Annotated in this window: 23 protein-coding genes; 10 read left to right on the forward strand and 13 right to left on the reverse strand. The window is 72.0% G+C overall.

The window, feature by feature from the left end; all coding sequences use genetic code 11:
• Nucleotides 1-2 precede the first annotated feature (2 nt).
• Nucleotides 3-1,496 (forward strand): AMP-binding protein, encoded by a 1,494-nt coding sequence (locus tag ACQEVB_RS30295; protein WP_432978635.1) that lies wholly within the window; start codon nucleotides 3-5, stop codon nucleotides 1,494-1,496.
• A gap of 56 nt (nucleotides 1,497-1,552) precedes the next feature.
• Here ACQEVB_RS30295 and ACQEVB_RS30300 read toward each other — a convergent pair whose 3' ends face one another.
• The 8 genes from ACQEVB_RS30300 to ACQEVB_RS30335 all read right to left on the reverse strand — a co-directional run bounded on the left by ACQEVB_RS30300 (nucleotide 1,553) and on the right by ACQEVB_RS30335 (nucleotide 9,092).
• Nucleotides 1,553-2,308, reverse strand: a complete 756-nt coding sequence (locus ACQEVB_RS30300) for an SDR family NAD(P)-dependent oxidoreductase (RefSeq protein WP_432978638.1) — start codon at nucleotides 2,306-2,308, stop codon at nucleotides 1,553-1,555.
• On the reverse strand, nucleotides 2,305-3,258 hold the full coding sequence (locus ACQEVB_RS30305) for an aldo/keto reductase (protein ID WP_432978641.1): 954 nt from the start codon (nucleotides 3,256-3,258) through the stop codon (nucleotides 2,305-2,307). The genes ACQEVB_RS30300 and ACQEVB_RS30305 overlap by 4 nt, the downstream gene beginning before the upstream one ends.
• A complete protein-coding gene (locus ACQEVB_RS30310; protein ID WP_432978644.1) occupies nucleotides 3,255-4,304 on the reverse strand; it encodes an NAD-dependent epimerase/dehydratase family protein in 1,050 nt (349 codons plus the stop codon). Before ACQEVB_RS30310 ends, ACQEVB_RS30305 begins: the two co-directional genes overlap by 4 nt.
• An 11-nt stretch (nucleotides 4,305-4,315) precedes the next feature.
• The gene (locus ACQEVB_RS30315; RefSeq protein ID WP_432978647.1) at nucleotides 4,316-4,675 is read right to left on the reverse strand and encodes a tautomerase family protein; all 360 of its coding nucleotides are present in this window, start codon (nucleotides 4,673-4,675) and stop codon (nucleotides 4,316-4,318) included.
• Nucleotides 4,676-4,710: 35 nt separating this feature from the next.
• Nucleotides 4,711-5,499 carry a carbohydrate ABC transporter permease gene (locus ACQEVB_RS30320; RefSeq protein WP_432978650.1) on the reverse strand — a complete coding sequence of 263 codons (789 nt, stop codon included), beginning with the start codon at nucleotides 5,497-5,499 and terminating at the stop codon, nucleotides 4,711-4,713.
• Between the two features lie 3 nt (nucleotides 5,500-5,502).
• Nucleotides 5,503-6,453, reverse strand: a complete 951-nt coding sequence (locus tag ACQEVB_RS30325) for a carbohydrate ABC transporter permease (protein ID WP_432978653.1) — start codon at nucleotides 6,451-6,453, stop codon at nucleotides 5,503-5,505.
• The gene (locus ACQEVB_RS30330; RefSeq protein WP_432978656.1) at nucleotides 6,450-7,826 is read right to left on the reverse strand and encodes an ABC transporter substrate-binding protein; all 1,377 of its coding nucleotides are present in this window, start codon (nucleotides 7,824-7,826) and stop codon (nucleotides 6,450-6,452) included. Before ACQEVB_RS30330 ends, ACQEVB_RS30325 begins: the two co-directional genes overlap by 4 nt.
• A 198-nt stretch (nucleotides 7,827-8,024) precedes the next feature.
• Nucleotides 8,025-9,092 (reverse strand): LacI family DNA-binding transcriptional regulator, encoded by a 1,068-nt coding sequence (locus tag ACQEVB_RS30335; protein ID WP_432978659.1) that lies wholly within the window; start codon nucleotides 9,090-9,092, stop codon nucleotides 8,025-8,027.
• 145 nt (nucleotides 9,093-9,237) lie between these two features.
• Between ACQEVB_RS30335 and ACQEVB_RS30340 the strand changes: the two genes are divergently transcribed.
• The 6 genes from ACQEVB_RS30340 (at nucleotide 9,238) to ACQEVB_RS30365 (ending at nucleotide 15,294) form a co-directional block, all read left to right on the forward strand.
• The gene (locus ACQEVB_RS30340; protein ID WP_432978662.1) at nucleotides 9,238-10,488 is read left to right on the forward strand and encodes an endo-1,4-beta-xylanase; all 1,251 of its coding nucleotides are present in this window, start codon (nucleotides 9,238-9,240) and stop codon (nucleotides 10,486-10,488) included.
• Nucleotides 10,481-11,602 (forward strand): alcohol dehydrogenase catalytic domain-containing protein, encoded by a 1,122-nt coding sequence (locus ACQEVB_RS30345; RefSeq protein ID WP_432978665.1) that lies wholly within the window; start codon nucleotides 10,481-10,483, stop codon nucleotides 11,600-11,602. Before ACQEVB_RS30340 ends, ACQEVB_RS30345 begins: the two co-directional genes overlap by 8 nt.
• 243 nt (nucleotides 11,603-11,845) lie before the next feature.
• Nucleotides 11,846-12,979, forward strand: coding sequence for a type III PLP-dependent enzyme (locus ACQEVB_RS30350; RefSeq protein ID WP_432978668.1), 1,134 nt, complete (start codon nucleotides 11,846-11,848; stop codon nucleotides 12,977-12,979).
• Between the two features lie 9 nt (nucleotides 12,980-12,988).
• A complete protein-coding gene (gene speD / locus ACQEVB_RS30355) occupies nucleotides 12,989-14,188 on the forward strand; it encodes an adenosylmethionine decarboxylase (protein ID WP_432978671.1) in 1,200 nt (399 codons plus the stop codon).
• 379 nt (nucleotides 14,189-14,567) lie between these two features.
• The gene (locus tag ACQEVB_RS30360; protein WP_432978674.1) at nucleotides 14,568-15,077 is read left to right on the forward strand and encodes a hypothetical protein; all 510 of its coding nucleotides are present in this window, start codon (nucleotides 14,568-14,570) and stop codon (nucleotides 15,075-15,077) included.
• 7 nt (nucleotides 15,078-15,084) lie between these two features.
• On the forward strand, nucleotides 15,085-15,294 hold the full coding sequence (locus tag ACQEVB_RS30365; RefSeq protein WP_432978677.1) for a hypothetical protein: 210 nt from the start codon (nucleotides 15,085-15,087) through the stop codon (nucleotides 15,292-15,294).
• A gap of 96 nt (nucleotides 15,295-15,390) precedes the next feature.
• Here ACQEVB_RS30365 and ACQEVB_RS30370 read toward each other — a convergent pair whose 3' ends face one another.
• Both ACQEVB_RS30370 and ACQEVB_RS30375 read right to left on the reverse strand, forming a co-directional pair.
• Nucleotides 15,391-16,461, reverse strand: coding sequence for a hypothetical protein (locus tag ACQEVB_RS30370; RefSeq protein WP_432978680.1), 1,071 nt, complete (start codon nucleotides 16,459-16,461; stop codon nucleotides 15,391-15,393).
• The gene (locus ACQEVB_RS30375) at nucleotides 16,458-17,393 is read right to left on the reverse strand and encodes an EamA family transporter (protein ID WP_432978683.1); all 936 of its coding nucleotides are present in this window, start codon (nucleotides 17,391-17,393) and stop codon (nucleotides 16,458-16,460) included. Before ACQEVB_RS30375 ends, ACQEVB_RS30370 begins: the two co-directional genes overlap by 4 nt.
• Nucleotides 17,394-17,404: 11 nt before the next feature.
• Between ACQEVB_RS30375 and ACQEVB_RS30380 the strand changes: the two genes are divergently transcribed.
• The 3 genes from ACQEVB_RS30380 to ACQEVB_RS30390 all read left to right on the forward strand — a co-directional run bounded on the left by ACQEVB_RS30380 (nucleotide 17,405) and on the right by ACQEVB_RS30390 (nucleotide 21,481).
• Nucleotides 17,405-18,304, forward strand: a complete 900-nt coding sequence (locus ACQEVB_RS30380) for a LysR family transcriptional regulator (protein ID WP_432978686.1) — start codon at nucleotides 17,405-17,407, stop codon at nucleotides 18,302-18,304.
• A gap of 116 nt (nucleotides 18,305-18,420) precedes the next feature.
• Complete coding sequence (locus tag ACQEVB_RS30385) at nucleotides 18,421-19,998, forward strand: DUF4214 domain-containing protein (RefSeq protein ID WP_432978689.1); 1,578 nt, start codon at nucleotides 18,421-18,423, stop codon at nucleotides 19,996-19,998.
• A gap of 178 nt (nucleotides 19,999-20,176) precedes the next feature.
• Entirely contained in the window at nucleotides 20,177-21,481 is a 1,305-nt protein-coding gene (locus tag ACQEVB_RS30390) for a DUF4232 domain-containing protein (protein WP_432978692.1), read from the forward strand.
• Between the two features lie 6 nt (nucleotides 21,482-21,487).
• Here the strand turns inward: ACQEVB_RS30390 and ACQEVB_RS30395 are convergent, their stop codons facing one another.
• The 3 genes from ACQEVB_RS30395 to ACQEVB_RS30405 all read right to left on the reverse strand — a co-directional run bounded on the left by ACQEVB_RS30395 (nucleotide 21,488) and on the right by ACQEVB_RS30405 (nucleotide 23,832).
• Nucleotides 21,488-21,922 (reverse strand): nuclear transport factor 2 family protein, encoded by a 435-nt coding sequence (locus ACQEVB_RS30395; protein ID WP_432978695.1) that lies wholly within the window; start codon nucleotides 21,920-21,922, stop codon nucleotides 21,488-21,490.
• A gap of 219 nt (nucleotides 21,923-22,141) precedes the next feature.
• Entirely contained in the window at nucleotides 22,142-22,972 is an 831-nt protein-coding gene (locus ACQEVB_RS30400; RefSeq protein ID WP_432978698.1) for an SDR family NAD(P)-dependent oxidoreductase, read from the reverse strand.
• The gene (locus ACQEVB_RS30405) at nucleotides 22,969-23,832 is read right to left on the reverse strand and encodes an SDR family NAD(P)-dependent oxidoreductase (RefSeq protein WP_432978701.1); all 864 of its coding nucleotides are present in this window, start codon (nucleotides 23,830-23,832) and stop codon (nucleotides 22,969-22,971) included. Before ACQEVB_RS30405 ends, ACQEVB_RS30400 begins: the two co-directional genes overlap by 4 nt.
• Nucleotides 23,833-23,913: the final 81 nt, after the last annotated feature.

Here is a 23,913-nt window from a genome sequence, read left to right on the forward strand (position 1 = left end):
GCATGCCGACGCTCCGCTCGCTGCACGTCGGCGCGCTCGACCGGTTCCGCGACCGTCCGGCACTCACCTTCGCCGGACGCGTCACCACCTACGCCGAGCTCGTCGACGCCGCGAACCGGCTCGCGCACGTCCTGGTCGCCGCAGGCGTCTCCCCGGGGACGCCGGTGGCGATCATGATGGCCAACTGCACCGAGTGGGTGGTGGCCGACCAGGCGATCATCCGGGCGGGCGGGGCGAAGGTGCCGGTGAACGACATGCTCGCCGAGCGCGAGATCGAGTTCGTGCTGCGCGACTCCGGTGCCGTCGTGGCACTGGCCGACGAGAAGCTCGCACCGGCCGCCCGCGCGGCCGGGGTGCCGCTGGTGATCGAGGTCGGGCCGCAGTGGGACGCCGCGGTCGCGAGCGCACCTGCCGGCGGCCCGCCCGCCGTCGACGTCGGCGAGGACGACGTCGGCCTGATCATGTACACCGGCGGCACGACCGGCCGGCAGAAGGGCGTGGTGCACACCCAGCGCGGGCTGGCGGTCAACCTGCTGGCCCACCTCGTCGAGATGGGGCTGGGCGACGACGAGCGCCTGCTGATCACCGCGCCCCTGCCGCACTCGGCGGGCTTCCTCACCCAGGCGGGGCTGCTCAAGGGCGCGCACCACCTGCTGGAGGCCGGGTTCGACGCCGACACCGTGCTCGACCGGATCGACCGCGACCGGGCGACGTTCCTGTTCATGGTCCCGACGATGATCTACCGGGTGCTCGACGCCGCGGAGCGCCGGGAGGTCGACCTGTCCTCCCTGCGCACGATCCTCTACGGCGCCGCGCCGATCACGCGCGAGCGCCTGGAGCAGGGCCTGCGCCGGCTCGGGCCGGTGTTCATGCAGCTCTACGGCCAGACCGAGGCCCCGAACTTCCTCACCCGGCTCACCCGGGAGGAGCACGACCCGGCCCACCCCGACCGGCTGAGCAGCTGCGGACGGGCTGCGACCCTGGTCGAGATCGCCGTCCTGGACGCCGACGGGCTACCCGTCCCGACCGGCGAGGTCGGCGAGATCTGCGCCCGCGCCCCGTACGTGATGCGGGGATACCACGGCCTCCCGGAGAAGACCGCCGAGACGCTGCGCGGCGGCTGGCTGCACACCGGCGACATCGGCCGGATCGACGCCGACGGCTACGTCCACCTCATGGACCGGGCCAACGACATGATCATCACGGGCGGGCTGAACGTGTACTCGACCGAGGTCGAGAACGTGCTCGCCGCCTGCACGGGCGTCGGGCAGGTCGCCGTCGTCGGCATCCCGCACCCGGACTGGGGAGAGGCCGTGGTCGCCTTCGTCGTACCCGGGCCGGACGGGTTCGACGAGGCCACCGCCGTGGCGCGCTGCCGCGCCGAGCTTGGGGGCTACAAGCGGCCGAAGGCGTACCGCGAGGTCACCGCCCAGCCCGTCACGGCGTTCGGGAAGGTGGACAAGAAGGCGCTGCGCGCGGGCTGGCCGGGCTGGTAGCGCCGAATTCGCTGCCGCCGGCCGGGCTCGTGACGGCTCGGCGTTCAGCCTGCTCGTCACATCCAGCCGCCGTCCACGATCCAGTTCTGCGCGGTGCACGAACGCGAGTCGTCCGCCGCCAGCCACAGCACCATCCGGGCCACGTCGTCCGGGTAGAGCTTGCCGGGCAGGCACTGGTTGCGCGCGATGGATGCCTCGGCTTCGGGCGTCACCCACTCGGCGAGCTGCTTCTCCGTCATGATCCAGCCGGGGACGACGCAGTTGACCCGGATCCGGTACGGGCCGAGCTCCCGCGCCAGGGTGCGGGTGAGCCCTTCGATGCCGGCCTTGGCGGTGATGTACGCGGGCAGGTCGAGCAGGTCGATGTGGGCGCTGATCGAGCCCAGGTTGATGATCGACCCGCCACCGGCCGCCCGCATCATCGCGGCGACGGCCTGCGCGGCGAAGAAGTGGTGCCGGACGTTCACGGCCATCCGGTCGTCCCACAGCGCGACGTCGAACTCCTCGACCCGGTGCCGCCGGTCGTCGGCCGCGTTGTTGACGAGGATCCGCACCGGCCCGAACCGCTCGGCGGCCCGCGCGATCGCGTCCTGCAGTGCGGGGACGTCCCGGACGTCGCACGGCAGGAAGAGCGTGTCCTCGCCGAGCTCGTCCTCCAGGGCCCCGCCGCGCTCGCGGTCCACGTCGACGAACGCGACCCGGGAACCCTGGGCGGCGAGGTGCCGGACGAACTCGGCGCCCAGCCCGGACGCGCCGCCGCTGACGAACGCCACCCGGCCGGCGAGCGACGGGTAGGTCGCGTAGCCGCTCATCGAGGTGGATCGAGCCACAGCTCTGGGGCGGGCACCAACGCCTCCAGCTCTGCCCACAGCTCGTCGGGGATCGGCGCACCGGCGAGGTCGAGCGTCTGCTGCACCCGCTCCGGCGAGGACAGTCCGACGACCGTCGAGTCGACGAAGGGCGCGCGCAGGGAGAACTGCAGCGCGGCAGCGGCGAGCGGCACGCCGAACCGGTCCGCCACCGACCCCATCGCGGCGGCCGCCCCGGCGATCCCGCCGTCCCGCTCCCCGTAGGCGTACTTCGCCTGGGCGGCAGGTCCCTTGGCGAGCATGCCGCCGCCGTACGGTGCCGCGTTGAGGACCCCGATGCCGCGCTCGTGCGCCGCACGGAACAGCGGCTCGGCCGACCGGTCGACCAGCGTGTACCGGTTGTGCGTGAGCACCACCTCGAACACCCCGGTGTCGAGGTACTGCTGCATCAGGTCGACCGGGCCGCCGGCCACGCCGAGGTGCGCGACGAGCCCCTGCCGCTGGAGGTCGGCGAGCGCCTCGACCGGGCCGCCCGCCGCGGTGGCCTCGGCGAAGCTGATCCGCTCCGGGTCGTGCAGGTGCAGCAACTGGACGTGGTCGACGCCGAGGCGCTGCATGCTCTCCTCGAGCGACGCCCGTACCCGCTCGCCGGAGAAGTCGCCGGTCCGCGGATCCGGGTCGACCTTCGTGGCCAGGACCGTGCCGGCGGGCAGGCCGCCGCGGCTGCGCAGCGCGGCCCCGACCCGACGCTCGGCCGAGCCGTCCGCACCGTAGCCGTTGGACGTGTCGATGAAGTTGACGGCGGGGTTGTCCAGCGTCGCGTCGACCGTGGCGACCGCGCGCTCCTCGCTCACCTCGTACCCGTAGAGCCGCGGCATGTTCGCCAGCGGGCTGGTGCCGACGCAGAGCGCCGTCACGGCCAGACCGGTGCCGCCCAACGGCCGGGTGCTCACGATGCGCGCCAGGCGGCGTAGACATCCCGGGCGGCGTGGTAGGCGCCGACGATCCGGTCCAGGACGGCCTCGGTGTCCGCGTCGGCCGTGGTGGTGTCGGGGTGGTCCCGTCGCCACGCGACCATGCGCGACGCCGCACGATGGAACGTCAGCCGCGGGGCGAAGCCCGGCACGAAGGTGCGGATCTTCGTCGTGTCGAACACCGCGCTGTGCCCGATGTCGCCCAGCACCTCCCCCGACCAGAACCACCCCGGCGCCACCAGCGGGTACAGCTCCGACGCGACGTGCACGAGCCGCGGCGCCACCCCGAGCGCCTCGGCGACGATCGTGTAGATCTGATCCCAGGTGTAGACGTCGGACCCGGTGATCGTGAACGTCTCCCCGACCGCACGCGGGTTACCGAGCAGACCGACCAGCCCTTGGGCGAAGTCCTCGGCGTGCGTCAGCGTCCACAGCGACGTGCCGTCGCCGTGCACCGGCACCTCCGCGCCGCGCGCGATCCGGTCGACCACCGTCCACCCACCCGGCAGCGGCGGGTTGGCGTCGTCGTAGGTGTGCGACGGCCGGACGACCGTCACCGGGAAGCCCTGCGTGACGTGCGCGTCCTGGAGCGCCTGCTCGGCGCGCCACTTGGCGGTGGCGTACGGGAGGTGCGGGTTCGGCGCGGTCGGCGTCGACTCGGTGATCGGCGACTGCCACACGGGCTTGGCGTAGATCGACGCCGAGCTGATGTGCACGTACTGGCGGGTCCGGGAACCGAACAGCGACACCATCCGACGGGCGTCGTCGGCGTCGTAGGACAGGAAGTTGACGACGGCGTCGAAGGTGCGGTCGCCGATCGCGGCGGACAGCGCGGCGTCGTCGGCGACGTCCGCTATCAGCGCCTCGACCCCGTCCGGCAGGCTGCGGTCCTTCTCGTTGCGGCCGCGGTTGATGGTCGCGACGTGCATGCCGGCCTCCACCGACAGCCGCACGCAGGACGTGCTGATCGTTCCGGTTCCGCCGAGGTACAGCACGCGCAGCGGCGCGGCGTCGTGGTGCAACATGGTGCTTCTCCTCAGATCCTGCCGGCGTACCAGTCCTCGAACCCGTTCTCGGTGAGGCTGATGAGGACGTCCTGCGGGCGGATGCCCAGCGGCTCCAGCTTGTCCACCACCGCCCGGAAGAAGGCCTGCTTGGTGGCCACCGGGTACATGTGCACCGCGGTGACCCGGATGACGAGCAGGTCCCGCCGTTCGACGCCGTTGTAGCCGGGGTCGAACTTGAGCTCGGCGGCCCCGTGCGGCTGGAAGATCTGGAACCGGTCGTCGGCCGGGATGCCCAAGGCCTCGATCTGCGCGTCGTGGATCGCGTTCCCGATGTCCTCGTGGGACTTCTCGAACACCTCGCGATCGAGGTGCACGTGGATCAGCGGCACGGTGGCCACCCTTCAGTGCGTGGGGTCGGTGAGGATCACTTGATCGCGCCGGCCGACAGGCCGCGCTCGAAGAGGCGTTGGAGGCTCAGGTACGCGATCACCTCGGGGATCGCGGTGATGACTGCCGAGGCGAGGATCTTCGTCTGGTCGTTGCTGAACTGACCGACGAAGAACTGCGGCACGAGGGTGATCGTCTGCAGTTCAGCCGACTGCAGGAAGACCAGCGGGAAGAGGTAGTTGTTCCAGGCCGCCACGAGCGTGAAGATGATCACCGCCGCGGCGATCGGGCGGGTCAGCGGCAGGACCAGGTGGATGAAGCCGCGGTACGAGTTCGCGCCGTCCAACCGCGCCGCCTCGAACAGCTCGTCCGGCAGGCTCTTGACGAAGTTGCGGGTGAGCAGGACCGCGAACGGCACCTGCAGCGCCGCCAGCGGAAGGACCACCGCCCAGTACGTGTCGTACAGCCCGAGCCGGGTGGCCGTGGCGAACAGCGGCGCGAGCAGCACGACCTCGGGCAGGGTCAGGCAGGCGAGCAGCAGCCAGAACCAGACCTCGCGGAACCTGATGTGCAGTTTCGCGAAGCCGAACGCGGCCATCATCGTCACCGCGTACACCAGCGCGATGACGACCGCGGCGATGACCATGCTGTTGACGAAGAAGCGGCCGAAGCCGGGCACCTGCAGCACCGCGGCGAAGTTCTCGAGACCTTCGCCCGCGAACGCGCCCCTGACCATCACCACGAGGGGGAACAGGTACGGGATGACGAGGATCGTGGCGGCGATCTGCAGCAGGACGCGGCCGGGCCGGGTACGGATCTCGAACATCGCCTACGCCACCTCCCGGCCGCGGGCCGCGAGTTGCAGGACCAGCGCCGCGACCAGCGCGACGACGAGCAGGATGATCGACAGCGCGCCGCCGTACCCGACGTGGCTGAGCGGGATCGTCTGGCGGTAGATGTAGGTGCCCAGGAACTCGGTCGCGTAGTTGGGCCCGCCGATGGTGACCAGGTACGGCACGTCGAACGTCTTCAGCGCGCCGATGGCGCCCAGGATCCCCAGCGCGATCGTCGTGCCGCGCAGCTCCGGCCAGATGATGCTCACCAACGTGCGGACGTTGCCCGCGCCGTCCATCCGCGCCGCTTCCAGGACCGACGGGTCGATCTGGGTCATCGCGGCGAAGTAGAGGACGAACGTGACGCCCGTCCACTCCCAGACCGTGATGAACATGATCACCGGCAGCGCCGTGCTCGTCTGGCCGATCCAGGGCTGCGCCAGCGAGCCGAGCCCCACGAGCTGCAGGACGGCGTTGAGCTCGCCGTCCGGGGCGAACATGTGCCGGAACACCGGCGCCATGATGGCCGGCGCCAGCACGACCGGGACGAAGACGATCACCTTGTACAGCGCGGCCAGCCGCAGGCGCGCGTGCATCAGGACCGCGAAGGTCAGTCCCAGCAGCGTCTGGACGACGAACGTGACCACGAAGAACACGGCGGTGTGGCGCACCGCGGCCCAGAAGACCGGGTCGTTGAGGATGCGCGTGTAGTTCTGGCCGCCGACGTGCTGCGGGCCTGGGCTGATCCCGTCCCAGTTCAGGGTCGAGATGTACGCGGTGTACCCGATGGCGTAGTAGATCAGCCCCACGCTCAGGACCAGCGCGGGCAGGATCCAGGGCAGGCCCGGCGGCCGCCGCGGGCCGCGGCGGCCGACGTGACCACCGCCGCCCGCGCCCGCGGACCGTTCCGTGGGGATCTCGCGCTCGCGCGTCGAGGTGCCGGTCACTTGAAGGTCACTCCGGCAGCTTCGGCTGCCTCCTGCAGCGTCTTGGCCGCCTCCTCCGGGGACGCCTTACCGGTGGCCACGGAGGTCGCGGCCGCGAGGATGCCGTTCTGCACGTCCGCGCTCAGCAGTGCCTCACGCGGTTCGGTCACGGCACCGGCCTTCGCGATGAGCTGCTGGACCGGGCCCTTCTGGCGCGCCGGATCGACGAGTGCGACGTTGTCGAAGTTCGGCTCCACGGAGGTGAGCGACGGCAGGTCGTTGAGCTGGTCCGCGATCGCCTGCTGCCCCTCGGCCGAGGTCGCCATCCACTTCACGAACTTCTCGGCGGCGGCCCGGACCTTCGACGTCGTCGAGATGGCCAGGCCGAAGTCGGCGTCGCCGTACATCTCGCTGACGTTGCCGGCACCGGCCACGTCCGGGAAGGCGACCGGCAGGATCGGGAAGGGCTTCGCTCCACTGACGCCCGCCGCGGCGAGCGCGGCGGTCATCGCCTTGGTCGTGGCGTACTGGGTGTACCAGGTGCCCATCATGATCATGCCGTACTTCCCGGTCAGGAAGTCGTTGTTGGCATCCGGGTACTGCTGGTAGCCCACCGCGCCGGGCTGCATGATCCCGCTGTCGAACAGGTCCTTCCAGATGGCCAGGGTCTTGACGATGCCGGGGTCGGTCCACCTGGCCTCACCCTTGGACACCTTGGTCCACAGGCCGGGCTGGACCGAGTTCGCGATGGACTGCAGGGTGTCCTGGTCGAAGCCCTCCTGCGCGGCACCCTGGACGAAGCAGCCCACCTTGTTCTGCTTCAGCGTCGCGCACACCTGCTTCCACTCCGCGAGCGTCGTGGGTGGCTGCAGGCCGTACTTCGCGAAGATGTCCGCGTTGATCCACAGCATGCCGGCGTAGACCTGGCCGACCGACATCGCGGTGAGCTTGCCGTCCGCGGTCAGACCGCTGATGCCGATGGGCGCGACCTTCGTCTTCCAGTCGCTGCCCAGCGCCTGCTCGGCGAGCGCGGTCTGGTCGACGGCGAACGAGCCGAACTGCGTGACGTACGCACCGGGCTGCATGTCGAAGACGTCCGGGCCGTTGCCGGAGGCGAGGGCCGGGCGCAGCGCCGCGACCCAGTCGGAGATGTTGACGAGCTTGTAGTTGACCTTGATGTTCGGGTACTGCTTGTTGAACGCCGCGATGTACGTGTCGGCGGTCGCGGTGTCGGTCGGCGTCCAACCCCACCAGTTGACGGTGCCGGACGTCGCACTCCCTGCGTCGGCCGGCGTGGCGGATCCGCCGCCGCAGGCGGCCAGCGTGGTGACCGCCAGCGCCGCGGCGACGAGGATGGACAGCGGCCGGAGTCGGGCCCTCGGCGGCAGACGCATGTATCCCTCTCCATTCTCCATGGAGTCAGAAAGTTTCGCGCCCGGATGGGCGTCATGAACGCAGGTGGCCCCCGACGGGCGTACAGGCCGTGAAGAAGCAGTGCTGACCACCTGAAGCCGCTGCGAGCGAGAGACCGCCGGGCTTGTTGTCAGGCGCGGCACAGGTTAAGCCGGGCGCAACACGCCCGTCAAGTTTCTCTAGCCGTTGGAAACTTTCGCACCGCCCACGCGCCTCGCCGTGGAGGGCGGCGCCGTGCTGCTCCGCACCACGAGCGACGTGTCGATCTCGATCCGCGTGAAGGCCAGGTCGGGCTCGTCGGCCAGGCGGGTGACGAGCTCCACCGCCTGCTCGGCCATCGCGCGCAGCGGGACGTGGATCGTGGTCAGCGCGGGGCCGGCCCACTGCGCGATCCGCAGGTCGTCGTAGCCCACCACGGAGAGGTCGCCCGGGATGGTGAGGCCGAGCGAACGGGCCGCCTCGTAGACGCCCAGCGCGTACAGGTCGGAGGAGGCGAAGATCGCCGACGGGCGATCATGCAGCGACAGCAGTGCCCGCCCCTCGGCCAGCCCGTCGGCGTGGTGGAACTCGCCCGGCCTGATCAGCTCCGGATCGCTCACGATCCCGGCGGAGTCCAGCGCGGCGCGGTACCCCGACAGCCGGGCCGTGGACGCGAGCATGTCGTGCGGGCCGGTGATGATGCCGATCCGGCGGTGGCCCAGCTCGATCAGGTGCCGGGTGGCCAGGTAGCCGCCGTTCCAGTCGGCGGACCCGATGGACGGCACGTCCGGTCCCGGATTGCCGGCGGGGTCGAGCATCACGAGCGGGATGTTGCGGGAGCGCAGCCGCTGCTGGTCCTTGGCCGGCAGCACGCAGGCGACCAGGATGATCCCGACCGGCCGGCGGCGCAGCACGTCGTCGACCCAGGACGGGTCGGGCAGGTGCCGCTCGGTGGCCCCGGTCAGCACCATGCCGATCCGCCGCCGGCGCGCCACCTGGTCGATGCTCGCCAACAGATCGCTGGCGAACGGGCTGTCGATCTCGTAGCAGAGCACCTCCAGCAACGGTGCGGGCTGCTGCTTGGCGGCACGGCGGTTGTACTGGTGGTCCTGCAGCAGCTCCTCGATGCGCTGACGGGTCTCGCTGGAGACGCCGGAGCGCCCGTTGAGAACCTTGGACACCGTGGAGACCGAGACGTCGGCCAGCGACGCCACCTCGGACAGGGTGGCGCGGGAACGGACGCCGTCCGCGGCCGGATCGCTGGGCATGCGCATCAGCCTATCTGTGGGTCGCCGGGCTTCTTGACCGCGAATCGCGCGTCACTCTATGCTCCGATCTAGAGGCAAATTTCGCAACAAATAGCGAAACTTTCAGAGAGTGTGACGGAAGGGCGCCCCGGTGTCTGATGTCGGAGTGTCCGACGCGAGCGTGCGCCACCGGGTCGGCGAGGTCACGCTCACGGTGCTCGGGCCGGACCGGCGGCCGCTCGCCGACCGGGCCGTCACCGTGGCGCAACAGCGGCACGCGTTCGCGTTCGGCAACATCGGCTTCGACTTCGTCGGCCTCGTCGGCGGGCCGCCACCGGAGGCGACCGGTCCGGTCTTCGGTGGCGATACGGGCCTGGACCTGCACCGGCTGGGCGAGTCGTGGCTCAACCTGTTCAACACCGCGACGCTCCCCTTCTACTGGGGCCCCTACGAGCCGCGGCAGGGCACGACCGACGTCGAACGCCTGACGAGGACGGCACGCTGGTTCGCCGACCGCGGCGTCACCGTCAAGGGCCACCCGCTCGTCTGGCACACGGTGCAGCCGTCGTGGCTGCTCGACCTCGACCTCGACGAGGTCGAGCGGCTGCAGCGCACCCGGATCCGCGAGCTCACGAGCGGTTTCGCCGGCCTGATCGATCTCTGGGACGCCATCAACGAGGCCGTGATCATGCCGGTCTTCGCGAACGGCGACAACGCCATCACCCGGCTCGCGCGGGCCCGAGGCCGCATCGCGATGGTGCGGATGGCGTTCGAGGAGGCACGCGCGGGCAACCCCACGGCCACGCTGGTGCTCAACGACTTCGATCTCAGCTCGGCGTACGAGTGCCTGATCGAGGGGGTGCTCGAAGCCGGCATCCGGATCGACGCGATCGGCCTGCAGACCCACATGCACCAGGGGTACCGCGGCGAGGAGTACATGCGGGACGTGCTCGACCGGTTCGCCCGCTACGGCCTGCCGCTGCACCTCACCGAGACCACGCTGGTGTCCGGGCACCTCATGCCGCCCGACATCGAGGACCTCAATGACTACCGGATCCCCCACTGGCCGACGACCCCGGACGGCGAGGCCCGCCAGGCCGACGAGATCGTGCGGCACTACCGGTCGCTGGTGGCGCACCCCGCCGTCGCGTCGATCAACTACTGGGGGCTCACCGACGACGGCGCCTGGCTGGGTGCCCCGGTCGGGCTGGTCCGCGCGGACGGCAGCCGCAAGCCCTCGTACGACGCACTGGAGGGCCTGATCAAGGGAGAGTGGTGGATGCCGCCGACCGAGATGCGCACCGGGCCCGACGGCAGGGTGGCGGTACGGGGTTTCTTCGGCGACTACACGATCTCCGGGATCCCGTTCGCCATCCGCCCCGGGCAGGCCACCGCGTCGGTGTGCATCGATGGGTAGGGCCATGCAGGCCGCCGTCTGCAGCGCGGTGAACGGCGGCCTGGTCGTCGAGGACGTCCAGCTGGCCGATCCCGGCCCGGACGAGGTGCTCGTCCGCATCGACGCCGCCGGGGTCTGCCACAGCGACCAGCACTACCTGACCGGCGACCTGGTCTGCCCGCTGCCGGTGGTGCCGGGCCATGAGGGGGCCGGCGTCGTGGTCGAGGTCGGCGAACGGGTCGCCGCGGTCCGGCCGGGCGACCCGGTGTGCCTGATGTGGCGTCCGCGCTGCGGCCGCTGCCGGTTCTGCCTCGGCGGCCGGCCCGGGCTGTGCCAGTCCGGCGCGGTCCACGCCGTCTCCGGCGGGCTGCAGGACGGCACGACCCGGTTGCGCCGCCCCGACGGGCGGCCGGTGCACCACCTGATGGGTGTGTCGTGCTTCGCGGAGTACGCGGTCGTCTCCGAGCGGGCCGTGGTGCCGATACCGGCCGACGTGCCACCGGAGGTCGCCGCCATCACCGGATGTGCGGTGATCACCGGCGTGGGCACGGTGCTCAACGCCATCGGGGCCTGCGCCGGGGCGGGCCTTGCCGTGTTCGGCGCCGGCGGCGTGGGCCTCTCGGTGGTGATGGGCGCCGTGCTCGCCGGTGCGCACCCGATCGTCGCCGTCGACGTCGTCGCCCAGCGCCTGGCGGCCGCCGTGCGGCTCGGCGCGACCCACGTCGTCGACGCGCGCACTGAGGACGTGGCCGGCGCTCTCGCGGCCATCCAGCCCCGCGGCTTCGACTGGGCGGTCGAGGCGATCGGCCGGCCGGAGACCCTGCGCCAGGCGTTCGACGCGCTCGACTCCGGCGGGACGCTGATCGCCATCGGGCTGGGTCGCGCCGGTCAGGAACTGGCCCTGCCGATCAACTCGATGGTCCAGCGGGAACGACGCGTCGTCGGCAGCCTCTACGGCTCCGCGAACCCACTGCTCGATGTGCCGATGCTGCTCGACCTCCACCGCGCCGGCCGACTGCCGATCGACCAGCTGATCGGCCACCGGTATCCGCTGAGCGGAATCAACGACGCCTTCGCCGACCTGGCCGGCAGCGCCGTCGGCCGCGGCATCGTCCTCCCCGGCGGCGTTCGCTGAGCCGGAGGGGGTGGGGGCGGTCGGCGTCGGCGGCAGGTTCGCGAGGTACGTCCCGGCCGCGGCCGGGGTGGCGGCCCAGATCGTGCGCGCCAGCACCGTCTGCCCGGGGAACATCGACACCCATGCACGCGCCGCGCGGTGGAGGCGGAGGCTCACGTGCCGTTCGAGGAGCTGCGTGCGGGCGCCGCCGACGTGGCCCGCGCCATCCGCCGTCGCACTGCGAGCGGGCGTTACCGTCCGCCCATGGTGTTGCCGAGCGCGGCGGTCGACCGCTTCCTGTCGACCACTGACGCGCCGACTCCGTTCCTGGTGCTCGACCCGGAGGTGGTCGCGCAGCGCTACCGCGAGTTCGTGGCTGTCTTCCCGGGCGCGGCGATCCACTACGCGGTGAAGGCGTGCCCGCATCCTGCAGTGCTGCGCGTGCTCGCCGAGGCCGGGGCGTCGTTCGACGTGGCCTCCCCCGCCGAGGTCCGGCTCGTGCTCGAGGCCGGCGCTCCGCCGAGCACCCTGTGCTACGGCAACCCGATCCGCGCAGCCCGTGACGTCGCGACCGCCCACGCGGCCGGTGTGCGACGGTTCGTGACCGACAGCGTCGAGGACCTGGAGGTGCTCGGCGTCGAGGCGCCGGGAGCGGGCGTGCTCGTGCGGATCCTCGTATCCGACGCCGGCTCGGCCACGCCGTTCGCGTCGAAGTTCGGGGTCACCTGCACCGAGGCCGTGCGGCTGCTGCAGCACGCGGCAGCCGTCGGGTTGCGGGCCGACGGCGTCGCCTTCCACGCGGGTTCCCAGCAGTCGCGGCCGGCGGCCTTCGCCGATGCGGTGCGCCAGGCGCTGGCGGTCGCTGCCGCGGCGCAGCTGCGCCGCCCGGTGCTCAACATCGGGGGTGGGTTCCCGATCGCCTACCGGGAACCGGTGCCGGCGATCGCGGAGTTCGCCGAGGCGGTGCGGGGTGCGATCGGCCCGGACGGGATCGACCTCGTGGTCGAGCCGGGCCGCGCGCTCGTCGGCGAGGCCGGCGTGCTGCGCGCGAGCGTCGTGCGGGTGTCGCACCGCCCGGGCATCGACCATCGCCGGTGGGTCTACCTCGACATCGGCCGCTATGCAGGCCTGGCCGAGACCGAGGGCGAGGCGATCGCGTACGCGCTGCGGACACCCGGCCGCGGCGGACCCGGCGGGCCCGTCGTCATCGCCGGGCCGACCTGCGACGGCGATGACGTCCTCTACCGGCGCACACCGTACGAGCTGCCGCTCGACCTGCGTTCCGGCGACGTGGTCGACCTGCTCGGGGCCGGCGCGTACACCGCGAGCTACGCGTCGGTCGGGTTCAACGGCTTCCCGCCACCGGCGGTGTACGTGGCCGGCCAGGCCCCCGGCTAGCCTCGCGGCGTGTCCTTCACGCCCGTCGGCCGGCACGTCCTCGCCGAGCTCTCCGGTGTCGACGCCGACCTGCTCGACGACGCCGCGACCCTGCGGACCCTGCTGACCGACGCGCTGGTCGCGGCGGGCGCGCGGGTGCTGCAGGTCGTCGACGAGCGGTTCCACCCGCAGGGCGCCACGGTGGTCGCGGTGCTCGCCGAGTCACATGCCTCGTTGCACACCTGGCCGGAGCACGGGCGCGCGCACGTCGACGTCTACACCTGCGGCGACAGCGCCGATCCGGTCAAGGCCGTGCACCTGCTCGCCGGCTCGCTGCACGCCGGGCAGGTGCACGTCGAGGTCGTGGAACGCGGCGGCGGCCCGCGGGTGGTCACCGAGCCGATCTCCGCCGGAGTCACCAGGAGGTGGGCGCTCGGCACGGTCCGGCACGCCGGGCGCACCGACTACCAGGACGTCCTGATCGCCGACACCACGCACGGGGTCACGCTCTTCTGCGACGACGAGCGGCAGAGCGCCGCCGACACCCAGCTCGTCTACCACGAGGCGCTGTTCGGCCCGGCCGCGCTGCTGGCCGACCACCGCGATCGCGTGCTGGTGATCGGTTCCAGCGAAGGAGTGGTGTCGCAGCTCGCCCTCGCCGCGGGCGCGCGCGTCGTCGACCACGTCGACATCGACCGCGACTGCGTCCGGGCATGCGCCCAACACCTCCCCTACGGCTACACGCCTACCCAGCTCGACGCCGCGGAACGCGGCGACGGCCCGGTGCGCGTGCACTACGCCGACGGGCTCCGGTTCGTCGAGGATTGCCAGGCGAGCTACGACGTCGTCGTGGTCGACCTCCCCGACGAGCGGCCGGACCAGCCCGACGCCCAGCTCAACCGGCTCTACACCGTCCCGTTCCTGAAGCGCTGCGCCGACCTGCTCACCGACGGCGGGGTGGTGGTGTCACAGGCCGGCAGCCCCGCCATGTGGCGCGACGGCACCCTGCGCGCCGCGTGGCACCGGTTCCACGACGTGTTCGCCCAGGTCGTGCCCTACGTGAGCGACGAGCACGAATGGGCGTTCCTGTGCGGGCGGCGGGTCGCCGTCCCGGACCCGGCCGGCCTCATGATCGACCGCCTCGGCGACATCTCCTGGCGACCGACCTCCCTCGACGCGGCAGCGCTGCGCGCCCGCACGGTCGCGCCGATGAGGGTACGGGCGGGCTGACGTCTCGGGACCTGAGACCACAACGGTTCACGAGCACGTCTGCCGACCGCCGGCGGCCACGTCACCGATGCGCCGGGCGGCCGAGAGCGGGTGTGCAGCGCGGTTCGGGCAGGTCGGCCGCGAACCGCCGCCCGGGTTCGTAGGCCTGCACGTCCACGGATCCGTTCCCGCCGCAGGTCGTCGAGGAGTGCGACAACGGCCGCCGCCGGGTCTCGGCCCACGACCTCCATGGCGGCGGCACCCCGATCGGCGCGCCTGGGCATCGCCATGACCTCGCGGGCGACCTCGTCGCGCCTCGCCATGACCGGGCAGCGTAGCCGTTCGGTGATGTGCGGCAGCTACGTTCGCCAGGCAGACCTGCTCATGGAGGTTGTCGCACATGCTCGACGTAGATGACGCGGAGCGGCTGGCCGCAGCGACGTTGGCGCGAGGACTCCGGCTCGGACAACCGGTCGAGCTGGCGCACGGCTGGTTCTTCCCGTACTACGTCGACGAGCCCATCGCCGGCTCCCAGGGAGTGATCGTCAACAAGCGGACCGGGCGCCTCTTCCAGCTCGGGTCGGCGTACCCGGTGCAGCGCGATCTGGTGCTCTACGACCAGGGTTACCAGTTCGAGCTCTACGACCTGGTGGTGCTGGAGGTGCGCGACGTCGCCATGACGGTCGACGTCCTACGCGCAATCGGACCGACGGTCGTCGAGCCGACGTACGAGGATGGGGTGGTGTGGCGTATCCCGCGAATGCTCGACGACGACGAGCTCCGTGAGCGGATCGCTCACACGCCCTACGTCTTCGGCGGGATCGGCCTCTATCACAGGATCGAGTACCTGGAGCAAGCACGGCACCATGGCTGGTTCCGGTTCCTCGCGCTCGAGTGCCCGCAAGGTTGATCGTCCAGTGGCGGGGCCCTCGAAGCGAGTCGACGCGGACGACCGGTCACTGCGCATCGCGGCGTGCCGTGGTACGCGCCGGCTCGCGCTGACGGCCGAGGGCGAGGTGTTCGCCGCACGCCTGGAGACGATCCTCGACCAGGTCCGCGAACTCGACATGGCCGCCCACGTGGGCACACCACCGGACTCCTCGCTGCGGACGCACCGGCTGGCGTAGAACCGGCGGGTGCCGCGCGCGGCGCCGTCCTCCGTGGACCGGCACGGGATGCCCGAGCGGATCTTGGACCTGCTGATGATTTGCCCTCCTTCGACATCAGTTCCGGAGTACGTCGTCCAGCCGGGCAGCGCGGGTGTCGATCTCGTCGATGGGGAGTGGTTCGGCGAGCTCGGGGGCGATGTCGGCGACTGCCTCCTGGCAAGCCGGAGTGAAGTGAACGGTGCCGGCGGCGGTGATGTGGTCGACGCCGTCGCCGTTGCTCATTCGCTGGTTGAACGCGATCGCTTCTTCTGCTGTGACGCCGGGTGGGAGATCAAGTGCAACAGTCCGGTTGTGGATGCGCACCGGGTATCCGCCGGGCAGGCCGTGCGGGGCCGGGGCCGACCAGCGCAGTGGTGGCGCGTCGGGCAGCAGCGCGGCGAGCACTGGTAGTGCGGCTGCGGCCGTGACGTGGTTGTAGCGCTGCCCGGGGGCCAGCCCAGGGGCCTGGTAGGCGAGGTCGTCGTCGCGGTTCCCTTGCTCGTCGACGTAGATCCGGCAGCGGTGGTCGGGATCCGTGGGAGGGTCGGCTTGCATCACGCCGTACACGTGCGCATGGTGGCCGATCACTCGGATCAGCGGCGCCTTCGCGGCGTCCGGATGGGTTGCCCGCCATGCGGCACGTGCGCGCAGTTGGATCACGCTCGCGTTACCCAGTCCGATCGTGGGCGCGAGGCCGAGCGCGGCCAGGACCGGGCCTGTCACGTCGGGCAGGGACAGGTTGGCGATCGGCCCCGAGAAGCCGGCCTCCCTCGCGGCACGCATGAGCGCGTGCGGCACCGCGAGTTGGTAGGGCAGACGCAGCGCGATACCGGCCGCCGCCACCGCCCGCGCAGCCGGGTCGTCCCTGCCCACCAGCTCCCACGGACTGCGCCGGGAGGCGCACTGCACCACCAGGTCGGGTCGGGACGTGGCCAGCAGCGACGCGACGTCCTCGACCCGGAGGGCATCGAGCCGGACCGGCTCCACCAGGCAGTCGTGGCTGCTGAGCACGGTGGTCGCCGCGGCTGCCACCGCTGGCACGGATCGGCCGGCCAGCAGCAGCCGGCCCACTGCCGGGTTGCCGGCGAGTCCGGCTGCGAGCCGCTCACCCAGGTCACCAACTCCGATCACCAACACCGTGCTCACCTGTCAGCCCCCCGTCGGACACGCGTGCCGACCCTGTCATGACGCGGGGAACGTGCGCCCGATCCGCCGGTGCGCACCGCGCCCGTGCACGCCACCACCACGAGCGCGATCGCCAGCATCTGAGCCGGTGAGAGCTGCTGGTCGAGCACGGTGAACCCGGCGAGCGCGGCGAGAGCCGGCGACAGGCTCAGCAGCACCCCGAACGCGCCGGCGCTCAGTCTGCGCAGCGCGAGCAGTTCGAGCGTGTACGGCACGGCCGAGCACAGCAGCGCCACCGCCAGGCCGGCGCCGAGGGCTTCCGGCCGCAGCAGTGCGCCACCGGCGTCCGCGATGCCGATCGGGAGGCTGACCACCGCGGCCACGGCCATGGCCAGTGCGAGTCCGTCCGCTCCCGGGAACCGGGTGCCGGCCTGCTTCGAGGCCAGGATGTAGACGGCCCACATCGCGCCCGCACCCAGCGCGAACGCCACACCGGAGCCGGTGAGCTGCGTCAACCCGCCGCGGCCGAGGAGCGCCACCCCGGCCAGCGCAAGGGCCGCCCACAGCGCGCTCACCGGCCTGCGGCCGGCCACGACCGACAGCCCCAACGGCCCGAGCACCTCCAACGTCACTGCCGCGCCCAGCGGGATCCGCGCGACCGCCTGGTAGAACAGCCCGTTCATCGCGGCGAGCGCCAGGCCGAACCCGCAGATCACCGCCCAGTCCCCACGGCTGTAGCCGCGCAACACCGGACGGCACACCGCGAGCAGCACCAACGCCGACATCAGCTGCCTCAGTGCCACCATGCCCGCCGCGCCGACCATCGGGAACAACAGCGCCGCGACGGCCGATCCGAGCTGCTGCGCCGACATACCAGCCAGCACCAGCGTCACCGGCATCAGCCGGCTCGATTCCTCCTGGCCGCCGAGCGGCACCGTGCGGATATCAGTCACACAGCGAAGCTATGAGCCGCGATCCTCACCCGGAAATGCTTCTTCACCACCGGTTATGCTTCCCAGGTATGACCGTCGAACTGCGGCATCTGCGGTGCTTCCTCGCCATCGCGGACGAGGGCACCGTCACCGGCGCGGCGCACAGCCTGCACCTCAGCCAACCGGTCGTGTCCCGGACCCTGCGCCAGTTGGAGGATCACATGGGGGTGCGGCTGGTCGACCGGTCCACCCATCACCTACGGCTCACCCCGGCCGGGCTCGCGCTGCGCGAACGCGCGGCGGCTGCGCTCGCGGCCGTGGAACACGCCCTGGCACCGGACAGGGCCTGGCCGCTGCGGGTGGGCTACGCATGGGCGGCGTTCGGCGAACACACGACGCCGCTGCTGCGCGCCTGGCGGCGGGCGCACCCGGAGACCCCGCTGCGGCTGCTGCGCGTGGACGACCGCACCGCAGGCCTCGCCCTCGGCCGGGCGGACGTCGCCGTGATGCGCGGCACCGCCGTCCCCCGCGGCATGCACACCGTGCTGCTGTGGCACGAGCCGCGAGTGGTCGCACTGGCCCAGGACCATCCACTGGCCGAGCGGACCGAACTCGCACTGGCCGAACTCGCCGACGAGACGATCGCGCTGAACACCGTCGCCGGATCCACCACCGTGCGGCTCTGGCCCGCCGCGCGACGTCCGACCCACACACTCGCAGTCGCCAATCCCGACGAATGGGCGGTCGCGATCGCCTCCGGCGCTGCCGTCGGCGTCACATCCGCCGCCACCATCAGCATGCATCCGAATCCCGGCCTGGTGTACGTGCCACTGACCGACGCACCCCCTCTACCGGTACGACTGGCCTGGCCCGACCCGGCGACACACCCGGCCGCCACCGAGTTCGCCGCACTGGCACAGTCGTTCGGCTAGGGCCGGTCACCCGGACCCACCGTCCACCTCGGACAGCTCGTTAGAGTGAAGATCATCGCGCGGCGCCGATTCGCACCCCGTTCGCTGCGCAAGCGCGCTACCCAGAGGATGCAACCATGATCGGCAAGGCTGCGGCCGCCGCTGCGCTCGTGCTCGCCGGAATCGTCGGCAGTACCGCGCCGGCGCAGGCCGCGGCCGTGAGCGCCGGCGGCGCCACCGCCCAGCTCGTCGCGAAGCTGTACACCGAGGCGCTGGGACGGCTGCCCGACGCCGGCGGGTGGGCCGCCCACACCGCGGCGTTCGCGCAGTCGGGTTGTTCGTCGGGATCGGTTGCCGGGGCCGTCCGCGCGTTCTACCTGTCGCCCGAGTTCCTGGGGCTGCCGTACTCAAGCCAGGCTCGGGTGCTGGCCCTCTACCGCGGCGCGTTGAACCGCGAGCCGGACGACGGCGGCCTGGACGCGCACTCCGGTCGCCTCGACAGCGGCGCGGCCACGTGGCCGCAGATCGTCGATGCTTTCGTCGGGAGCTCCGAGTTCGCTGAGCTCACCTCGAGCATCTGCGGCCCGGGGACGGGCTACCAGTTCGGCACCCGGCCGGCGGCCACGCCCCGGCCGAAGGGGAGCGGCTTCCAGGGCGGGACCGGCGCGGAGCTGCAGGCCGTGCTCGATTCCGCTCCACCTGGGGCGACCGTGGTGCTGGCACAGATGGCGGTGGTCCGGTTGGACGAGACCCTGGTCGTTCCCGCGGGCAAGACCCTCGCCACCGAGGGCCTACCGGCGGCCCGGGAGTACGCCGACCAGGGTCGTCTGGTCCGGGCGGGTTCGTTCGGTGCGCCGATGGTGCGACTCGAGGGCGGGGCGCGGCTGCGCAACGTGTGGGTGGACGGGCAGCGGGGCAGCGCGGAGAACTACCACCTCGAGGCGATCAACGTCCAGGTCATGGGGGGCGACGGCGGCGCGGTGACCGGTTCGAAGCTCTCGAACAGCCGGGGTTGGTCCACGTTGCAGGCGTTCGGCAGTTTCGAGGGGCTCCCGTGCCGCTCGCTCACCATCGCCGACAACGTCGTCACCGCCTACTCCTCCGAGAACGTTCGTCGGCCGGGTGAGCAGGGCCGCTGGACCGACGGGTTGTCGGTCAGCTGCGAAGGCGCGACCGTGCGCGGCAACGGGGTGGTCGACGCCACGGACGTCGGCATCGTCATCTTCCGGGCCAGCCCTGCGGTGCAGCGGTCGGTGGTGCGCGACAACGTCGTCCTGAGCGCCGGAAACTCCGCCTTCGGGGCGATCGGCGTCGACGGGCTCTACGACCGCGCCACCGTCCACGACTTCAGCGGGACGTCCATCACCCACAACGCGTTCTGGAGCGGACCCGACACGCACTTCGAGATCGGTATCGCGGTGGGCACCCGACCGTGGTTCGGAGACCGCGGCGACACCGGCACGGGTGCCTCGGTCACCGACAACACCACCTCGGGGCAGACCGCCGTCGTCGGCACCGGCATCGCCGTCAGCGGCATGAACCGGGCGCGGGTGCAGGGCAATGATCTGCGGTTGGCCGTTCGTGCGGTCAGCGCATGCCCGCACCTGAACTTCGGTGTCGACGCCGACGGTCACGCCGAGGGCGGGGACTTCCAGCCCGGAGCCACGCCCGCGCACTTCACCAGCGCCGGCGGAGGCGGCTGCATCAGCGGCTGACCCGGCTCGAGAACCCGGTCGGCCCGGCCTCGTAGGGCACCGGGACCAGCGATGGACGCAGGTTGTGGCGGGCTCGACGGCGACGACGCCGAAGCCGAGTGCCCAACCCCGTCACCGCCGCCTCCGGGATGCGGCTGGAATGCTCGGCACCGCAACGTCATGGACCGGAGGTGGAGGCATGACGGCAACCGAACAGGTCGAACGCGCCGTGGCCGGGCGCGCTCGCTCCGCCACTCCCGGGCACCTGACGACGGCGATCGGTGTTCTGGCGATGATCGTCGCCGGCGTCGTCGCAGGGAGCTACGTCCCGTTCTGGTTCGACCCCGACGAGGGGTGCAGGTCGATGGGTCGATGCCCCGGCCCCGCCATGGACGCCGCCGTGAGCGTGCTGTGGGTGGTCGAGGGGGCCGGGTTCGCCGTGGTGCTCGCGGGCCTCGCCGTGGTCGCCCACCGGCTGCGGGCCACCCCGCTGGCATCGCCCTCCCCACTCCTGCCCGCGTGGGCGGTCGTGGCCGTCGGAGCGCTGGCCGCGACCGTCGTGAACGCAGCGCTGGGGTGGTTCGTGGTCATCGCCGTGTTCGTGTCCGGGCAGGCCGCGGTGGCGGCGGTATGCCTGCTCTGGCTCGTGCAGGCGATGGCGGTGGCAGCATGCGAACGACGGGCTCGTCCCATCGGGAGCACGGGCCGCTCGGCGCTCACGCCCTGGTTGACCGGGTTGATCGTCAGCGCGGTCGCCGTCGGGGCGGTGGTGTGGTGGACGACGGGCCGGCCCGGGGATCTGAACGCGGTCCCCGCCGTCGCCGGGGTTGCGGTCGCGCTCGGACTGCTGGTGCGGCGCTCGGCAGCAGCGGGCGCCGTGCGGGCGTCAGCGGCGCTCACGCTGCTCGTGGCGTTCGGGGCGGTGCTCGCCGGGACGGGTGGAACGCATCTGGCCGGCACGGGGCCCGGTCCCTCCAACCCGCAGGCCTCGCTGCTACCGCCGCCGGTACCGGTACCCCAGCGCCGGGAACCGGTCGTTGCGGCGCCCGTTGCGACCACTGCGGCGGGAACGGTCGACGCCGCCGTCGCCTGCGCCGGTGTCGACCTCGACTGGCGCGCCACCGAGCCGGACGCGGCGATGGGTGCCCGCGCAGTAGCGATCGTCGCGACCAGCCACGCCCGCCGACCCTGCTACCTGGCCGGCGCTGTCACGATCACCATCAGCCAGGGCGGCCACGATCTGCGCCTGACCACCGAGCCGGACACGGACGCCACGTCCACACCGAACCGCCGTGTCGGACTCGCCCCCGCCGGCTCAGCCTCGTTCCACCTGCTCTGGAACGGCTACGGCGCTGCGGCAGATCACCACACGCCGCAGGAGCTACGAGTCACGTTGGCCGGCGAATCCCGGTCGAGCACGGTGCCGCTCGGTGCACCGACACCGTTCGACCTGATCGACGGCGGCACGGTGCGCGTGGGCCCGTGGGAGCCGGGCCCACCATGAACGTCCTCACGGACCCGACTCTGAGACGTCGCCTCGCAGGCCGTCGGCGGCCGCCGGGAGCACGGTGGGCTGGTAGGCGATGAGCTGCCAGCGGTCGGCGGGGCGAACCCAGACCGCGAGCGCGCGGTTGCGCAGCGTCTTGCGGGTGCCGCCTGCCGTGATGTCCGCGTGCATCTCCCCGACGACCAGGGCGGTGTCCCCGGAAACGACGATCTTGTCGATCGGGTGGCTGATGCGGTGATAGACGTAGAAGCCGCTCTCGACCCTCTCCCGGTACGAGTCGAGCGAGTCGACCGCGCCGTTGGAGTGGGTGTACGTGAGGTCGGGATGCGCCATGGCGGCGAAGGTCTCGAAGTCGCCGCGGACCATGGCCGCGTACCGGTCGTCCTCGAGGCTGCGAATCGCCGTCTCGATCTCGGTGTCGGTCGAGCGACGACTCATCGGGCTCCTCCTTCGTGGTCACGTCCAGGCGCGCGGTCCGCGGTGCCGCCGGGCACCGCGGCTCATCCGCTCGCCCCCGCACATGCTCGGTCACACGGCGACGCATGGATACCCGACCACACAGGCCGCCGCACCGGGATTCCCGCCCGAAGTGGGGCAGATCCCATGTCACGGCGCGTGGAAGGGTCTGCAGCGGGGCTGATCACCGGTCGTCGTGGGTCAGGGGTGATGCCGGGCGAAGGGGCCACGCATGTCCTCGGTCGCCGCCCAGAGGCGTCGAGCCGCGTCCCTGTCGTAGGAGGCGCGTGAGGACGACACGGGTGCGAACCGGTCGTAGTACGACCCGTTGCGGACCTGGGCGGCGGTGGCGAGCTCGACGACGGGTTCGGCTCCGCGGGCCGCGGACAGCGCGAACGCGTGGACCGCGATCACGAGCGGCCGGGGGAAGTCGCGCCCGAGGCTCGTGCGGACGACCCCCGGATGGAGGGCGACCACCGTGAGCTCCGGGTGCCGCCGGGCCAGCTCGTAGGTGAACAACAGGTTGGCCAGCTTCGAGCGGCTGTAGGCCATGAACGGGTCGTAGTCACGCTCGTGCTGCAGGTCGTCGAACTGCAGCTCGACCGGGCCGGTCCCGCGCATCGGGGCCGCGTGCCCGGCCGAGTTGACGTTCACGACCCGGCCGTCGCCCGCCTGCAGCAGCGGCAGCAGTGACCCCGTGAGCGAGAACGGCGCGAGGTGGTGCACGGCGAAGTTCAGCTCGGCGCCGTCCGCGGTCACCTGCCGCCGGTTCGGCATCACCCCGGCGTTGTTGACCAGCGTGTCGAGGTGGTCGGTGTGGTTGCGGACGTGCCCCGCCACCCTGGCCACCCCGTCAGCGGTGGAGACGTCGCCTGTGATCACCGTGATGCCGGGCAGGTCGCGGCGCAGCCCGGCGGCCTTCTGCGGGTCCCGGCCCACGGCGATCACCCGGTGGCCGGCCGCGGCGAGCCGGTGCGCGGCCTCGCGGCCGAGTCCCGCCGTTGCGCCGATGACGGCGACCGTCCGCGTCACGACGTCACCTCGGCAGGGGGCCGGATCCCCGCGAGCCCGAACGTGCGGGCGATCATGCTCTCGCGCATGCTCGCAGGCAGCCGGGAGAGCATCGAGAGCATCCGCGCCCGCCCGATGACGTAGCGGCGCTTGGGGTTGCGGGCCTCGACGGCCTCGACGATCGCCTTCGCGACCGGTTCGACCGGGGCCGGTCTCTGGGCGGCCATCGCCTTCGCCAGCGCCTCGAGGTGAGGGGCGTAGAGCGCGACGCGCGCCGGGTCGGTGTCGGCGAGCGCCCGCCGGGCGTCGGCGTCGGCCTTGGCGAAGATGGGCGTGTCGGTGCTGTCCGGTTCGATGAGCACCACGGGGATGTCCCACGCGGCGAGCTCGGCGCGCAGGGCCTCGGAGAGGGCGGCCAGCGCGGCCTTGCTCGCGGAGATGGGCCCCATGAACGGCAAGGGCGTGTTGGCCGTCGGCGCACTCACGTTGATCACGCGTCCCGTGGAGCGGCGCAGCAGCGGCAGGAACGCCTGCGTGACGTATGCCGGCCCCAACGTGTTGACCTCGAACTGGCGGCGCAGGTCGGCCGGCGGCACGAGCTCCTGCGGGCCCTGGATGATGAGCCCGGCGTTGTTGATCACTGCGCGGAGGACCCGGTCGCCGAGCGCGCCGGCGACCCGCTCAGCGGCACCGCGGACGGCATCCGGGTCGGTCACGTCGAACGGCAGCACGTCGACGTCCGGCAGCCCGTCGAGGCCCGGTGCGCTCCTGCGGACACCGGCGAACACGTGGTAGCCGCGCTCGGTGAGCCGGCGGACGGTGGCGGTACCGATGCCGCCGGCCGCCCCGGTGATCAGGACTGCGGAGTCGGTGTGGGACATGGCTTCCTCTCTGACCTGACAGTTCGTTCGTTGCGCCGCCGCAGCGCAGCGGGTGTCCACCAGTTGGCCTGGCCGCCCGGC

This window comes from Pseudonocardia sp. CA-107938 (genome assembly GCF_050936315.1).
In the GTDB taxonomy this organism is placed as follows: domain Bacteria; phylum Actinomycetota; class Actinomycetes; order Mycobacteriales; family Pseudonocardiaceae; genus Pseudonocardia.

Coding starts and splice junctions, on each gene's coding strand:
- ACQEVB_RS30295 (WP_432978635.1), top strand. CDS start 3: ATGCCGACGCTCCGCTCGCTGCACGTCGGCGCGCTCGACCGGTTCCGC.
- ACQEVB_RS30390 (WP_432978692.1), top strand. CDS start 20,177: ATGACGGCAACCGAACAGGTCGAACGCGCCGTGGCCGGGCGCGCTCGC.
- ACQEVB_RS30360 (WP_432978674.1), top strand. CDS start 14,568: ATGCTCGACGTAGATGACGCGGAGCGGCTGGCCGCAGCGACGTTGGCG.
- ACQEVB_RS30395 (WP_432978695.1), bottom strand. CDS start 21,922: ATGAGTCGTCGCTCGACCGACACCGAGATCGAGACGGCGATTCGCAGC.
- ACQEVB_RS30330 (WP_432978656.1), bottom strand. CDS start 7,826: ATGCGTCTGCCGCCGAGGGCCCGACTCCGGCCGCTGTCCATCCTCGTC.
- ACQEVB_RS30350 (WP_432978668.1), top strand. CDS start 11,846: ATGGTGTTGCCGAGCGCGGCGGTCGACCGCTTCCTGTCGACCACTGAC.
- ACQEVB_RS30385 (WP_432978689.1), top strand. CDS start 18,421: ATGATCGGCAAGGCTGCGGCCGCCGCTGCGCTCGTGCTCGCCGGAATC.
- ACQEVB_RS30310 (WP_432978644.1), bottom strand. CDS start 4,304: ATGTTGCACCACGACGCCGCGCCGCTGCGCGTGCTGTACCTCGGCGGA.
- ACQEVB_RS30300 (WP_432978638.1), bottom strand. CDS start 2,308: ATGAGCGGCTACGCGACCTACCCGTCGCTCGCCGGCCGGGTGGCGTTC.
- ACQEVB_RS30320 (WP_432978650.1), bottom strand. CDS start 5,499: ATGTTCGAGATCCGTACCCGGCCCGGCCGCGTCCTGCTGCAGATCGCC.
- ACQEVB_RS30335 (WP_432978659.1), bottom strand. CDS start 9,092: ATGCCCAGCGATCCGGCCGCGGACGGCGTCCGTTCCCGCGCCACCCTG.
- ACQEVB_RS30405 (WP_432978701.1), bottom strand. CDS start 23,832: ATGTCCCACACCGACTCCGCAGTCCTGATCACCGGGGCGGCCGGCGGC.
- ACQEVB_RS30380 (WP_432978686.1), top strand. CDS start 17,405: ATGAGCCGCGATCCTCACCCGGAAATGCTTCTTCACCACCGGTTATGC.
- ACQEVB_RS30345 (WP_432978665.1), top strand. CDS start 10,481: ATGGGTAGGGCCATGCAGGCCGCCGTCTGCAGCGCGGTGAACGGCGGC.